Source organism: Rhodovarius sp. (assembly GCF_040399605.1).
In the GTDB taxonomy this organism is placed as follows: domain Bacteria; phylum Pseudomonadota; class Alphaproteobacteria; order Acetobacterales; family Acetobacteraceae; genus Rhodovarius; species Rhodovarius crocodyli_A.
The window spans coordinates 1-14,437 of sequence record NZ_JBBARU010000079.1; the positions used below are offsets into that span (position 1 = coordinate 1).

The 14,437-nt window shown below is 66.4% G+C and carries 12 protein-coding genes and 1 tRNA gene; 4 read left to right on the forward strand and 9 right to left on the reverse strand.

What is annotated here, in order from left to right:
• The 4 genes from ABWP84_RS15660 to ABWP84_RS15675 form a co-directional block, all read right to left on the reverse strand.
• Positions 1-633: DUF6538 domain-containing protein (locus ABWP84_RS15660; protein WP_353212980.1), on the reverse strand; the 633-nt coding region annotated here is incomplete at its 3' end.
• A gap of 83 nt (positions 634-716) precedes the next feature.
• Positions 717-806, reverse strand: a tRNA-Ser gene (locus ABWP84_RS15665).
• A gap of 47 nt (positions 807-853) precedes the next feature.
• Complete coding sequence (locus tag ABWP84_RS15670; protein WP_353212981.1) at positions 854-1,459, reverse strand: DedA family protein; 606 nt, start codon at positions 1,457-1,459, stop codon at positions 854-856.
• Positions 1,456-3,222: a glycosyltransferase family 39 protein gene (locus ABWP84_RS15675; protein WP_353212982.1), complete on the reverse strand. Its 1,767-nt coding sequence runs from the start codon at positions 3,220-3,222 to the stop codon at positions 1,456-1,458. The genes ABWP84_RS15670 and ABWP84_RS15675 overlap by 4 nt, the downstream gene beginning before the upstream one ends.
• Between ABWP84_RS15675 and ABWP84_RS15680 the strand changes: the two genes are divergently transcribed.
• Complete coding sequence (locus tag ABWP84_RS15680) at positions 3,221-4,435, forward strand: transcription antitermination factor NusB (protein WP_353212983.1); 1,215 nt, start codon at positions 3,221-3,223, stop codon at positions 4,433-4,435. The genes ABWP84_RS15675 and ABWP84_RS15680 overlap by 2 nt on opposite strands.
• 132 nt (positions 4,436-4,567) lie before the next feature.
• On the opposite strand, the gene ABWP84_RS15685 is transcribed toward ABWP84_RS15680, so the two are convergent.
• Both ABWP84_RS15685 and ABWP84_RS15690 read right to left on the reverse strand, forming a co-directional pair.
• Positions 4,568-5,407, reverse strand: coding sequence for a methyltransferase domain-containing protein (locus ABWP84_RS15685; RefSeq protein ID WP_353212984.1), 840 nt, complete (start codon positions 5,405-5,407; stop codon positions 4,568-4,570).
• A complete protein-coding gene (locus tag ABWP84_RS15690) occupies positions 5,404-5,757 on the reverse strand; it encodes a hypothetical protein (protein WP_353212985.1) in 354 nt (117 codons plus the stop codon). Before ABWP84_RS15690 ends, ABWP84_RS15685 begins: the two co-directional genes overlap by 4 nt.
• 39 nt (positions 5,758-5,796) lie before the next feature.
• Here ABWP84_RS15690 and ABWP84_RS15695 point away from each other — a divergent pair, with 39 nt between their 5' ends.
• Both ABWP84_RS15695 and metH read left to right on the forward strand, forming a co-directional pair.
• Complete coding sequence (locus ABWP84_RS15695; protein ID WP_353212986.1) at positions 5,797-6,750, forward strand: metalloregulator ArsR/SmtB family transcription factor; 954 nt, start codon at positions 5,797-5,799, stop codon at positions 6,748-6,750.
• A gap of 15 nt (positions 6,751-6,765) precedes the next feature.
• Positions 6,766-10,263 carry a methionine synthase gene (gene metH / locus ABWP84_RS15700; protein WP_353212987.1) on the forward strand — a complete coding sequence of 1,166 codons (3,498 nt, stop codon included), beginning with the start codon at positions 6,766-6,768 and terminating at the stop codon, positions 10,261-10,263.
• Here metH and ABWP84_RS15705 read toward each other — a convergent pair whose 3' ends face one another.
• Complete coding sequence (locus ABWP84_RS15705) at positions 10,264-11,232, reverse strand: tripartite tricarboxylate transporter substrate binding protein (protein ID WP_353212988.1); 969 nt, start codon at positions 11,230-11,232, stop codon at positions 10,264-10,266. It lies immediately after the preceding gene.
• 136 nt (positions 11,233-11,368) lie between these two features.
• On the opposite strand from ABWP84_RS15705, the gene ABWP84_RS15710 reads away from it, so the two are divergent.
• Positions 11,369-11,719, forward strand: a complete 351-nt coding sequence (locus tag ABWP84_RS15710) for a hypothetical protein (protein ID WP_353212989.1) — start codon at positions 11,369-11,371, stop codon at positions 11,717-11,719.
• 272 nt (positions 11,720-11,991) lie between these two features.
• On the opposite strand, the gene ABWP84_RS15715 is transcribed toward ABWP84_RS15710, so the two are convergent.
• Positions 11,992-13,188, reverse strand: a complete 1,197-nt coding sequence (locus ABWP84_RS15715; RefSeq protein WP_353212990.1) for a polysaccharide biosynthesis/export family protein — start codon at positions 13,186-13,188, stop codon at positions 11,992-11,994.
• A 122-nt stretch (positions 13,189-13,310) separates the two neighbouring features.
• Positions 13,311-14,285, reverse strand: a complete 975-nt coding sequence (locus ABWP84_RS15720) for a hypothetical protein (protein ID WP_353212991.1) — start codon at positions 14,283-14,285, stop codon at positions 13,311-13,313.
• Positions 14,286-14,437 lie beyond the last annotated feature (152 nt).

Genomic DNA, 14,437 nt, shown 5'->3' on the forward strand with positions numbered 1-14,437 from the left:
GTCTCGGGGGGGCTCCGGCGGCAAGCCGGCCCATCGTTGCACCGCGCGGTCAACGGCTTCCTTCGCCGCCGCGTGGAACGCCTCCACGGCTTCCACGAACAAGGCGCCGGGGGGCAGGGCGAGGTTGCGGGCGGCAAGTGCCCGCGCCGCCTGTTCGGCAGCCCATTCCTCGCCCCCGGAACCATGGACGGATGCCTGATCGTCCTGGAGGGCATGGAGGCCTTCCTCCCGCTCCAACGCGCTCCCGCCGTCATCGCTGCCGGTGGCCCGCCACCGCTCCAGCAGGCGCTTTTCTTCGTCGTGGAACCAAGCCCGGGCTGCGTGGTGGATGTCATCCACCGTCGCCTGTGCCAGCCGAGCGGCTTCCTTCCGGGTGATACCGGGCGAATCTTGCCCCGAGGCGAGACGCTTCCGCGCGTCCGCGAAGAGCGCATCCACCACAGCCATTTCCTGGTGGTGGCGCCGCTTTGCCTCCACGAAGGAGTCGGTGCCGTAGGAGACCCAAATCTCCCGCTTCTTGATGATCGGCCGGAGGTCATCCGGCACCCGACGCCGCAGCCCCCAAGGACCGCCGTTCAGCCGAGCGAGGCACGGGACTCGCGGCAAGGTATCTCCCCCAAGTGTAGTGACCATGTGTAGTGGTCGTGTGGGGTGGCGCCTTGGCAAGGTCCTGATTTGCCTTGTGTTCCTAGAGTTACCTCAGGGGACTGGATCGCTGGCGGAGAGGGTGGGATTCGAACCCACGGTACCCTTGCGAGTACTTCGGTTTTCGAGACCGACGCGTTCGACCACTCCGCCACCTCTCCAGTCGGAAAACCCTTTAGCCAAGCTGGCCCAACAGCGCAATCCATGCTCAGCCGCGCCGGCGCATCCACACCCGCACCACCGGCCACACGAAGGCCAGAACGAACAGCGCCAGGAACACCTTGCTGAAAGGGTCGATCCAGCTCTCCACAACGTCAAACCGCTCCTCTAGCCAATAGCCCAGCACCGCGAGCCCGCCCACCCAGATCGTGCTGCCCAGCGTCGTCAGCCCATAAAAGACCAATCTGGGCATCTCAATCAGCCCCGCCGGGATAGAGATCACCGTGCGAATCCCTGGCATCATCCGGCCCAGAAACACCGCCCAGGGGCCATGCCGCCGCAGGGTAATCTGCGCCTTGTCCAGATCCTCATCCGTGATCCCGAGCCATCGGCCGAACCGGGCAGAGAGCCTCTTCGTCCTCGCCACACCAAAGGCGCGCGCCAGTTCAAACCACACCACATTCCCCGCCAGCGTGCCGGCCACCCCCGCCAGCACCACCCCCAGCAGCGACATATGCCCGCGTGCCGCCGAAAACCCGGCCAATGGCATGATCAGCTCGGAGGGGATGGGCGGAAAAAGATTTTCCGCCAACATCAGCACGAACACCCCAGCATAACCGGCCTGGGCGACGAGGCCGGTGATCCAGTCCATCATGGCACTCTCCTGTACAGCAGCAGCGTGATGGGCCGCCCGCGGGAATAATTATAGCCAGAGACCGTCGCCAGCTCCTCCACACGCAGGCCCAATCGGATGAGCTCCGCCTGGAAGGTAGCCTCCTGCCGGTCGCCCACGGCCACCACCCGGCCCGGCTGGTCGGCCAGGAACTGCGCCGCAGCCGGGCCGCTGGGCAGCAGATGGAGCGCCCCGCCAATGGCGAATAAGGCCGAGGGCTCGGCATGGCCCGCCATACCGAATTGCGCCGGCGCCAAGCCAGGCGCCACCCGGGCCAGCGCAGCCTGCAACCGTGGCGCGATCCACATCGGTTCGATGCGCGGCAAAACCCCGCCCAGCACCGCGGCGTAGATCGGCACCACCAGCACCACGCCCAGCGCAGCACCGCGCGCCCACAACCCCCGGGCGCTCACATGCAGCACCGCCCAAACCAGCAGCAGCGCCGCTGGCAGCACCAGCCAACTCGCCCAGGGGATGACGCCTGCCAGCAGCCGCGGCCCCACCAGCGCCAAAACACCCATGCCCACCGCCACGGCGGCCAGGCCGAAGCGCATCGACCACACCAACCACCGCCCAGGCTGGAAGCGCAGCGGGTCCAGCGCCCAGATCGCAATCAGCAGCATCAGCGCCGGATAGACCACCAGGGTATAATGCGGCAGCTTGGTATGCACCGCTTCGAAGACCAGCCATGTCGGCACCAGCCAGGCCAGCAGGAAGCGGCTCGCGGGCAGGCTGCGCTGGCTCCAGGCCTGGCGAAGCGCCGGCCCGACCATCCAGGCCGAGGGAAACGCCGCGATAAAGAAGACGATGAGATAGAAGCCTGGCGGGCCCCAATGCTTTTCCTCACCGCTGCCCAGCTTGGCGATCATGTCATCGCCCAGCGCCTGGGCGAAGAAGCGGCCCTCCGTGGCGATGCCAATGGCCACCATCCAAGGTGCCGCCATGGCCAGCATCAGGGGCAGGCCCCAATGCAGCCGCAGCGGGCGGAACCAGGGCGCGCCGCGGTCCACCACCGCCAGGGTGATGCCCGTCAACAGCGGTACCATCGGCCCCACCGGCCCCTTCAGCAGCACGGAGAGCCCCATGATCACCCAAAACGCCGCCGCCTGCCGCGCGGTGAAGGCGCCGGGGCGCAGATAGGCCTGGCCCAGCAGCCCCATCGCCGCCGCGACGGTGGCCAGCAGGGCGGCATCGGTCTTGGCGATATGGGTTTCCACCACCAGGACCATGCAGGCCGCCAGCATGGCCGCGCCCAGCAGCGCGGCGCGGCGCCCCACCAGGGCTCGGCCAAACTGGAAACAGGCCAGCACGGCCAATATCGCCCCCAGCATGGAGGGCACGCGATAGGCCCAAATCTCGCTGCGGGCGGGAATGCCCACCGCCTCCAGCCCATGCACCACCGCGACCTGGGCCCAATGGATGCCAACCGGCTTTTTGTTCCGCTCCTCGCTGCCGACGCGGATATTCACATAATCGCCGCTTTCCACCATCTGGCGGCTGGCCTGGGCGAAGCGCGCCTCGTCACGGTCCAATGCCGGAACGGTGAAGAAGCCGGGCAGGTAGAGGCACAGGCAGAGCAGCACCAGCGCCAGGCGCGGCGCGCGCTCCAGCATGGTCTCGGCGCGGGCAAAGAGGGTTTGGTTCAGCATCGCAGCGGGCAGTAGCGGGGTTTGCGGCATGGCGCAAAGCGGGCGGGCGAAGGCGGCGGATTTGCACCGGGCGGCGAAGCGCCCATAACGCGCCATGGCCTCGCCCACTCGCCGTGCCGCCCTGGCACTCCTCACCGCCGTTCTGCAATCCCGCCGCCCGCTGGAGGAGGCGCTGGATGCCTTGCCGGCCGGCATGGCCCCGCGTGACCGCGGGGCGGGCCATCGCATTGCCGCCACCGTGCTGCGGCGGATGGGCAGTCTCGATGCGGCGCTGGAACCCTGGCTGAAGCGCGAGCCGCCGCCCGAGGTGCGCAACACGCTGCGGATTGGGGCGGCGGAGTTGCTGCTGCTGGGCACGCCGCCGCATGCGGCGGTGAGTGATTGTGTGGCCCTGGTGCCAAAGCCCTTTGCCGGGCTGGTCAATGCCGTGCTGCGCCGGGTGTCTGAGGCGGGTGTGGCGGCGCTGGAGGGGCTGGATGCGCCGCGGCTGGATACGCCGAGCTGGCTGTGGTCCGCCTGGCACGCCACCCATGGCCCGGCGGTGCGCGCCATGGCCGAGGCGCATGGGCATGAGGCGCCGCTGGACCTCTCGCTGATGCCAGGTGCTGTGGTGGAGGGGGCGATGCTCTTGCCCAATGGCACCGCGCGCATGCCGGTGGGCACGCGGATCACCGATATTCCCGGTTTTGCCGAGGGGCGCTTCTGGGCGCAGGATGCGGCGGCCTCGCTGCCGGTGCGGCTTTTGGCACCACGCCGGGGCGAATTGGTGCTCGACCTCTGCGCCGCGCCGGGCGGCAAGACGGCGCAACTGGCCGCGGCCGGGGCGCGGGTGGTGGCGGTGGAGCGGGAGAAGAAGCGCGCCGAACGCCTGGTCGAGAACCTGACCCGGCTGAACCTGCCGGCCGATATTGTGGTGGCTGATGCCCTGGCCTGGGACCCTGGCACGCGGTTCGATGCCATTCTCCTCGATGCGCCCTGCACCGCCACCGGGACCATCAGGCGGCACCCGGATGTGGTGCATTTGAAGAAGCTGTATGATGTGGAACGTCAATCCGAGCAGCAACGCGCCCTGTTGGCCGCCGCGCGCGGCTGGCTGGCGCCGGGGGGGCGGCTGGTCTTTGCCACCTGCTCGCTGCAGGGCGAGGAGGGGGAGGCGCATTTCCGCACCGGGCTGGATGCGGTGCGGCCGGAGGAGGTGCCGGGGCTGGAAGGCGCCATCACCGCCCAGGGGGCGCTGCGCACCCGGCCCGATATGTGGGGCGAATGGGGCGGAATGGATGGATTTTTTATAGCCAGAATAAAAGGTTAGTTTCCTCAGCCGCAAGAAATGTAGTTTGCGGACAAATTCATCTTCCGACCCCTTATGGGGGCGGGGGCTTGCGGGATGCGGTTGTCGAAACAGCGATAGCGGCGATGTTTATAGGATTATTTGCCGCAAAAATCAAGCCCGGCGCGCCACCAGCATGCGATAGCGGATCACCCCCGAGGCCAGCAGCGTCTCCAGCATCATCCCGCCCAGATCGGCCTCGCTGCGATAGCCCAGCCCCAGCAGGCGCTTCCAACGCGCCTGCCGCGCCCGCGCCGCCATCATCGGCGCCAGCTCGGCGGCGGGGCGGGGGATGGTGAGGGCGGTGAAATCCGTCTCATGCGACAAGACCAGTCCCGCCGCCGCAAAGGCCCGCAGCCAGCCGCTGCGGCTGGGTGCCACGGGGCAGCGCCAGCAGCGCTTGAATAGGGCCACATCGGCCGCCTGCTGAGGGGAGAGGCCTTCCTCGGGCATGTCATCCACCACCATCAGCGCGCCGCCCGGGGCCAGGGCCTGGGCGAGGTTGTGGATGGTGGCCATGGGGTCGGGCGAGTGGATCAGGCTTTCAATGCCGAAAATCCAATCGAATGCGCCGGTGAGGGGGGCGTCATAGCTGGCCACTGCCAGCCGCACCCGCCCGGCCAGGCCGCGCGCCGCCACCTCTTCCATGCCCCGCTTCACCTGCACCTCGCTGAGCGAAATGCCCAGCCAATCGCCGCCCAGTTCGGGCGCCATGTCCAGCATGCTGGCGCCATAGCCGCAGCCGGCATCCAGCACCCGGGGGCTGGGCGGCAGGGCGAGGCCGTTCAGCATCAGCCGATGCAGCACCAGGGGGCTGGGCTCGCCGCCATCCGGGTTGCGCAGGGCGCGATGCACCGGCTGGGCGGCATTGCCGGTGCGGCCGCGCATTTGCCGCATCCATTCCAACCGGTCCAGCCAGCGATAATATTTGGCCACCTCGCGGGCATGGGTCATGCTAGGCGATACCGGGCGAGGGTGAGGATATCGCTCCGCAAAGCCTCCTCCAGTTCGGCCCGCCCCGCCGGGCTGCGCACCAGGGCGACCACGGCGGAGAACCAACTGCCGCCCAGCGCCCTTTCGCGGAACAGCGCCGCCAGGGCGGCCGCGGCCGCGCCCTGCCCATTGCAGCAGGCGCAGCCGCCGGGATGGGCGATGAGTTCATCGGCGCGGAAAATCGCGCAGAGGGTGGGCGGGCCCGCGCCCTCGGGCAGCGCCTCTTCGGCCAGCAGCGCCGTGGCGGCGGTCAGCGCCGGGGGCTGCTCCACAATGGTGACGGGAATGCGGGCGTCGATCTGCCAGTTCATACTATAGACATAAGGATATGTTTATGTGATAGCCAGCCCATGGATCACCTCCTTGCCCAATTGCGCGCCGCGGCCGAGCCCACAAGGCTGCGGCTTTTGGCGCTTTGCGCCAGGGGGGCGCTCTGCGTCTCCGATCTATGCGATGTGCTGGGGCAATCCCAGCCCCGATTGTCGCGGCACCTGAAACTGCTGGTCGAGGCCGGGCTGCTGGAGCGCATTCCGGAAGGGGCCAATGCCTATTTCCAGGTGCCCTCCTCGGCCACGCTGGTGCGGCAATTGCTCAGCCGCCTGCCCGAGGGCGATCCGGAACTGGCGGCCGACCGCCGCCAGGGGGCGCGCATCGCCGCCGAGCGCGCCCGCGCCGCCTCTGACGCCTTCCGCCGCGATGGCGCGGATTGGGATGAGTTGCGCGCGCTGGACCTGCCGGCGCGGGAGATCGAGCAGGCCATCGCCGCCGCATTGCCGGCGCAGATCGGCCGGCTGGTCGATATTGGCACCGGCACCGGCAGCCTGCTGGAATTGTTGGCCGAGCGCACCGAGCATGCGCTGGGGTTCGATGCCAGCCGCGAGATGCTGGCCCTGGCCCGCGCGCGCCTGGCCGAGCGCGGCATCGCCGATCATTGCGCGGTGCGCCAGGCCGATATGTACCGCCTGCCTTTGGCCGATGCGAGCCAGGATGTGGCAACCATGCAAATGGTACTGCATTACGCCGAGGAACCCGCAGCCGCGATTGCCGAGGCCGCCCGGGTGCTGCGCACCGATGGGGTGCTGCTGATTGTGGACCTGGCGCAGCACCAGCGGGGGGATATCACCGCCCGCCACGCGCATCGCTGGCCGGGCTTTGACGATGGCCGCATGACCCAATGGCTTGATCGCGCCGGCTGCGCGCTGCGCCAATGCCAGGAGCTGCCCGGTACCATCGCGGTGCGGCTATGGACCGCGCAGCGCCTGCCCAATGCCGTGACCATTGCTGAACCTGCCTTTCAACTCTGAGAGATCACTGCCGCCATGTCGTCGTCCCGTCCGCATCTTCTCGAAGCCCTCGCCGCTCAGGTTCTGCTGTGTGATGGCGGCATGGGCAGCCGGGTTCAGGCCGCCAATCTCGATGTCCAGAAGGATTACTGGGACAATGAGAATTGCACCGAGATTCTGAACCTCTCGCGGCCCGATCTCGTGCGCGAGATTCATCGCGGCTATTTCGAGGCCGGCGCGGATATGGTGCTGACCAACACGTTTGGCAGTTCGCCCATCACCCTGGGCGAGTTCGACCTGACGGCGAAAACCGATGAGATCAATCGCCGCGCGGTGGAATTGGCGCGCGAGGCGGCGGAGAGTTTTGCCGATGGCCGGCACCGCTATGTGATCGGCGATATCGGGCCGGGGACCAAGCTGCCTTCGCTCGGCCATATCAAATATGACGAGCTGGAAGCGGCGCTGACGCAGCAATGCCGCGGCTTGGTCAATGCCGGCGTGGACGCGATCCTGACCGAGACGAATCAGGATACGCTGTTCATCAAGGCGGCAGTGAATGCGGCCAAGACGGCGATCCGTGAAGCCGGCAGCAGCATTCCGATTTTCGTCCAGGTGACGGTGGAGACGACCGGCACGCTGCTGGTCGGCCCCGATATTGCCGCCGCCGCGACGGTGATCCATGCGCTGGATGTGCCGCTGCTGGGGCTGAACTGCGCGACGGGGCCGCAGGAGATGCAGGAGCATGTGCGCTGGCTGAGCCAGAACTGGCCGGGGCTGATTTCGGTGCAGCCCAATGCCGGCCTGCCGGAATTGGTGGATGGCAAGACGCATTACCCGCTGGCCGCCGAGGATATGGCGGTGTGGATGGAGCGCTTCGTCTCCGAATTCGGGATGAATCTGGTGGGTGGTTGCTGCGGCACCGATAACCGCCACATCGCGGCGCAGGATGCGATGCTGCGGCGGATTGGCGCGGGGTATCGCCCGGCGCCGGTGGCGCGCAAGCATCATTGGGTGCCTTCGGTGGCATCGCTCTACGGCGCGGTGAGCCTGCGGCAGGAGAATAGCTACTTCTCCATCGGCGAGCGCTGCAATGCCAATGGCTCGAAAGCCTGGCGCGAGCGGCAGGAGAAGCAGGATTGGGATGGCTGCGTCGCCATTGGCCGTGAACAGGTGGCCGAGGCGTCAAACTCGCTCGATATCTGCACCGCCTTTGTCGGGCGCGATGAGATGTTTGAGATGAGCGAGGTGATCACGCGGTTCACCTCCAGCGTGAACGCGCCGCTGGTGATCGATTCGACCGAAACCCCGGTGATCGAGGCTGCCCTGAAACTGCATGGCGGCAAGCCGATCATCAACTCGATCAATTTCGAGGAGGGTGAAAAAGCCGCGGAAGACCGCATGAAGCTGGCGAAGAAATTCGGCGCGGCGGTCATCGCCCTCACCATCGACGAGGTGGGCATGGCGAAGACGGCCGAGGACAAGCTGCGCATCGCCGCGCGCCTGGTGGATTTCGCCTGCACCAAGCATGGTCTGCCGCAGAGCGACCTGATGATCGACCCGCTGACCTTCACCATCGCCACCGGCAATGAGGATGACCGCAAGCTGGGGCAATGGACGCTGGATGGCATTCGGATGATCAGGGATGCGTTTCCTGACATTCAGATCATGCTGGGTCTGTCGAATATCTCCTTTGGTCTGAACGCAGCGGCGCGGCATGTGCTGAACTCGGTGTTTTTGGACCATGCGGTGCGTGCGGGGATGACCGGTGCGATTGTGCATGTGTCGAAAATCAAGCCGCTGCACGCCATCCCGCCGGAAGAGGTGCAGGTGATGGAAGACCTGATCTTTGACCGCCGCCGGGAAGGCTATGACCCGCTGCAGAAGGTCCTCGAGATGTTCTCGGGCCGCAAGGCGGCCGATAATGTCGCCAAGGTGAAGGCCGAGACGGTGAATGGCCGGCTGAAGGACCGCATCGTCGATGGTGACCGCAAGGGCCTGGGCGAGGAACTCGCCGATAGCATGGCCGAGGGCAATACGCCGCTTTCCATCATCAATGACGTGCTGCTCGATGGCATGAAGGTGGTGGGCGAGCTGTTTGGTGCGGGCAAGATGCAATTGCCCTTCGTGCTGCAATCAGCCGAGACCATGAAGGCCGCCGTCGCCTATCTGGAGCCCTTCATGGAGAAGGTTGAGGGCCAGGAGAAGGGCACCATCGTGCTGGGCACGGTGAAGGGCGATGTGCATGATATTGGGAAGAATCTGGTTGATATCATCCTGACCAATAATGGTTACAAGGTGGTCAATCTCGGCATTAAGGTGCCGTTGCAACAGATTGTGGATGCGGCGCGCGAGCATAAGGCGCATGCCATTGGCATGTCCGGCCTGCTGGTGAAATCCACCGTGGTGATGCGCGAAAACCTGGAGGAAATGTCCCGCCAGGGCGTTGATCTGCCGGTGCTGCTGGGTGGTGCGGCGCTGACGCGCAATTACGTCGAGGATGATTGCGTCCAGGCCTATGCCTCGGGCCGCGTGGTCTATGCCCGCGATGCCTTTGACGGGCTGCACCTGATGGACAAGGTGATGGGCAATGATTTCGACGGCTATCTGGGCACCATCCAGTCCAAGCGCTCGGGCAAGGCGAAGAATGAGAAGCGGGTGCTGGGCCAGGCGGACCCGCGGGGGTTTGCGCCGGTGGATGTGGCCTATGCCCAGACGCGCCGCCGCCGGGTGAGTGCGGAGAGCACGCCGCCCGTGCCGCCCTTCTGGGGTGCCAAGGTGATGGAGACGGACCCCAAGGCCCTGGTTCCGTTCATCAATGAGCGCAGCCTGTATCAGTTCCAATGGGGTTTTCGCAAAGCCGGGCGCTCGCTGGATGATTTTCTGGGCTGGGCGAAGCAGGAGCTGCGCCCGGTGCTCAAGCGCATGCTGACGCTGACGCAGGAGCAGGACATCCTCAAGCCGCAGGCGATTTATGGCTACTGGAAATGCGCCGGGCAGGGCAATGATCTGATCCTGTTCGAGGAGGATGGCGTCACCGAAATCACCCGCTTCAACATGCCGCGCCAGCCCAAGGAGGATGGTGATTGCATCGCCGATTTCGTTCGCGACATTGATGATGCGCAGCGCGATGTCATCGGCCTTCAGGTGGTGACGGTGGGCCAGAAGGCGAGCGATATCGCGCGCGAATGGTTCGAGGAAAACCGGTATCAGGATTACCTGTACCTGCATGGCCTCTCGGTGGAGATGGCCGAGGCGATGGCGGAATATTGCCATAAGCGCATCCGCGCCGAATGGGGCTTTGCCGGGCAGGATGAGCTGGATATCGAGAAAATGCTCAGCCAGGGCTATCGCGGGGGGCGCTATTCCTTTGGCTATCCGGCCTGCCCCAAGCTGGAGGATCAGGAGCCGCTGCTGCGGCTGTTGAAGGCGGAGCGGATTGGGGTGGAGATCAGCGATGAATGGCAGCTGCATCCAGAGCAATCGACCAGCGCGATTGTGCTGCATCACCCCAGGGCGAAGTATTTTTCGGTGTAATCAGCCGCCCAGCCGCAAGCCCATCTCCTGCACCGTGGCGATCTCCTCCTGGTTCGCCACTGCCGCGAAATTGGCATAGCCCTCGCTGTCCAGGTAGCGCAGTTGGAAGTCGAAGCGGCGCAGCACCGCGAGATGCGCCGGGTCATGCAGCGCCGCCTTGAAGGCGTCATGCAGTGCCAGCACCACCGCGGGCTCCATGCCGCGCGGGCCGGCGAAGCCGTAGCTGCTATCGCTGGCCACATCCCAGCCGGCCTCGCGCAGGGTTGGCACATTGGGGAAACGCTCCGCCCGGCGGTCGGTATAGACGGCGAGCAGCCGCAACCTTCCCTCCAGCACCATATCGGCCCAGGCCGAGGTCTCGCAGGAAAACGCGATCTGCCCACCCAGCAGCGCCTGGAGATTGGGTGCGGCGCCGCGAAACGGCACCGCCGTCCATTCCACCCCGGCGATGCGCGCCAGCCGGCGCATCACCACATCGGTCGTATTCGCCCCAGGGGTGCCATAGAATACCTCGCCGGGGTTGCGGCGGGCATGCTCCACCAGCTGGGCCATTGTCTGCCAGGGCGCGTCGGGCCGGACCACCACGCCGCCCATATAGCCCACGGTGCGGATGATCCAGGTGAAGGAGCCCAAGGGATCATAGGGCGGGGCCATGGAGGCGGCGCGCATCATGGCGGCGAGGCGAAACACCCCCAGCGGCATCTGGCCGATGGTATAGCCATCGGGCCTAGCCTCGCGCGCCATATGCTGCGCGCCTAGCGTGCCGGAGGCACCGGGGCGGTTCTCCACCACCACGCTTTGACCCAGAATGCGCGAGGCAATATCGGAAATGGAGCGGACCTGGATGTCGGTGGCGCCGCCTGGGGTCCAGGGCAGCAGCACGCGGATCGAGCGATCAGGAAAGCGCTGGGCCAGGGCGGGGCTGGCGAGCGGGGCGAATAGCAGGGCACGGCGCGCGACTTGCGGCATGGGCATCTCCTCCGCCGGGCGCTGTTCCGCACCCTGGCGGGGGTAGCCTGCGACAGGGAGCGTGCCGAACACAACCGGAATCGATGCTGCGCTGCGGCCTCTGGCCAGGGGGCTGGCTTGTGGCTACATCGGCGTCATGTCCCTGCTCCGCGCCCTCGCCCTCTTTCTGCTCCTCGCGCTGCCGGCCCAGGCCCAACGCAGCGGGCTTTACGATGTCTCGGGCACCAATCCCGATGGCAGCCTTTATACCGGCACGCTGACGCTGCAGCAGGTGGGTCTTTCCAGCTTTCAGCTGAGTTGGAGCGTGGGCACCAACACCATTGAGGGCGTGGGCATGGTCAGCGGCCTGATGCTGGCGGTGGTGTTTCAACTGGGTGAGCAGACTGGCATGGGCATGTATGAGTTGCGTTCCACCGGGGAACTCTCGGGCACTTGGACGGTGATTGGCAGCCAAGCCACGGGCACCGAGATCGCGCGGCCGCGATAGAGCATTTTCAAGCCTTGCGGTTTGGCAAGGGCGATAAGGCATATGCGATAAAACAAGTGCTGGCGTGCTCTAGGGGCAAAGCCCCTCGATATTGTTTGAGCGCGCCGTTGGTTTTTTAGAGCCTGTTCCGTTCGCCTCGGCTCACTGCACAGGCTCTAAGCCTTTGTTTGTCGAGCATCTTTATCCGCTCAAACGATTCCGTTTGAGCGGATGATGCTCTAATGATGTGCCATTTGGCCGCCGGCTCACAGCTATCTCCAGCCAATATTGCTTCAGATACTGCCTGCATTGCCTGCGGATTGCGCGAGCGGCAGCAGCAGCCGCAGGAATTTCTCGAGATCGGTCGCCGGTGCATTGGAGACGAAGATCGTATCCTCATGCCGCATCGGAAATCGCTGGGCGAGGAAGAACATCGAAGGGTCGGCGAAATCGGCGCGGTAGATGGTCGGCACCGTCTCCCCGGCCGCCGGCGCCACGGCAATACCGGCGGCGCGCAGGGCCTGCGCATTCTCCATGCGATAGAGGAAGACCGAGGAAGGGTTGGCGCGATCATCCTGCAGGCCGCCGGCGCGCGCAATCGCCTCGGTCAGCGACAGGCGCCGGTCGTCGAAGGTGATGCGGCGGTTGAGCTGGGTGATGCTGGCGGTCTGTCCCACCGCGCCCAGGGCGACGAAATAGCGCGGTTCGCGCGTGACCAGGACGGTATCGCCCGAGCGCAGCTCGATATTGAGCGCGGGGTCGCTCAGGATATCGGAGAGGATGGCCTGGTCACTCACCCCACCGCGCTGCAGGGTCAGCACGGTTTCATAGGTTGGGAATTTCGGCCCCATGGCGCGGGCCAGCGCGCCCAACAGCCGCTCACCGCCGGGGTCGAGCGGGAAACGCAGTGACTGATTGACATCGCCCACCACCGAGACATGGGCGGCACGGCGTTCCTGCAGGCTGACCACCACCTGCGGCTCCAGCGCGCGCTGCGCCAGGCGCTGGATGATCGTGCGTTCGATCTGCGCCGGGGTGCGCCCTGCCGCCCGGATCGCACCGGCAAAGGGGACCGAGATCGTCCCGCTGCCATCGATCTGTTGCGCTGGCAGGGTGATGAAGTTGCCCGGCCGCGCCCCGGGCTCGGCTGGGATGAAGAGCCCGCCCGCCTGCGCCTCGAAGATCGTCACGCCCACGATATCGCCCATGCCCAGCGGTGTGGCCTGCGGCAGGAGGCCGAGCAGATTGGCGCCGAACCGGCTGGGCCGCGCCTCGCGCGCCACGCGTTCCACCACCGCCGGAGAGAGGGTGATCATCGAATAGGCCTCGCGCGGGACATTGGGCGTGCCGGCATCGCCGCTCTGCTGGCTGGCCCCGGCCATAACCGCATTCGAGCGCGGCCCGGAATTGGAGATGAAGCCGCATCCCGGCAGCGCCATTGCGACCGGCAGTAGCAGCAAGGCCCGCCTGCCAGCTTCGGGGCGCGGCACAGGGGCATCAGGCAGGCGAGTTCGGCCGGTCAAAGACATCTTGCTCCTGGAATTCATAGCTGAGGGTGCATACGCCGATGGCCGCCCTCCTGCCGCGTCACAAGGTAATTTGATGGCGGGCGTCAGGCGGCCACGCGGCGCAGCCGTTCGAGCATCCGCTGCTGAATCTCCGCCCGCTTTGCGGCGGAACTGCCCGAAGGCCTGGCCGTCAGCGCCAGCGTAGTCAGCGCAGCGGCGGTCCGCTCCACGTTGAAGCCGAGCAGGCGCCGTGCCAGGGCGGAGGATCGGGCCAGGGATTTCAGCCGCTGCCGCAGCCCCTCGCGGGGCGGGTTTGGGGGGGCGGGTGCTACGCGCGCGGTGAAGGCAGCCATTGCCGCTTCGCCATCCATGCTGACTTCCGGGCCGATCGGCCAGGGTGCTCGGCCGAAATCCAGCACATGCCGCGCATCGGGCGGCGGGACGACGGTGAAGTGGAACTGCTCGCCGAGGGATTGCCGCCAATCAACCCACTTCGTTGGCCCGAAATTCTTTGATGTGGCGAAGGCAATCCACGGCACGCCATAGGTATCGGCGATGATCGCGCCATGCGGCGATTCCGTCAGCACCAGACGCGCAGCAGCAATGCGCGCGACGATATCCCCCGGCGCCCCACGCGGGTCGACCAGGCCAAAGCCGCAAAGCCGTGCGGCCTCGGGCCAGCCCGGGCGGGCGATGGTTTCGAAATGCGGAATGACCAGGGTTTCCCTGCCGCCCCCCGCGGCGGAGGGGAACCCCTCGGCCAGGGGAGTGAGGATGGCGCCATCGCTCAGCGCGGCCTCAGGCTCGAGGCCGAGCAGGCGGGCTGAGAGCGGCCCGCGCACGCACCAGTAGCGGATATCGCGGCCCGCCCAATTGGCAATTCCGTCATAGCCCACGCCGCTCGAGAAGACATGCAGCCGGGCATGCTCGTCCACCGGCATGCCGATGATGGTGCCTATGCCCAGGAAGGCCGCGGCCGGATCATCGTCAAAGAGCTGCGGCATCAGGGCCGGCCATAGGAGCGCATTGAGGTCATCGCCGAAATTCGGCACTGATTTGCGGAAATAAGTAAGTCGCATCAGATTCTTACCTCCAGCGCCCGGCGCGGACGCGCCGCGCCGTGCAGCCGCAATTGCCGGATATCGGCGCGGTTCAGCACGGCACCGAGGAAGAGGGCATCCGAGCCCGTCATGCGGGCCATCGCCTCGCTCACAGCGCTGCGTGCGGTGCG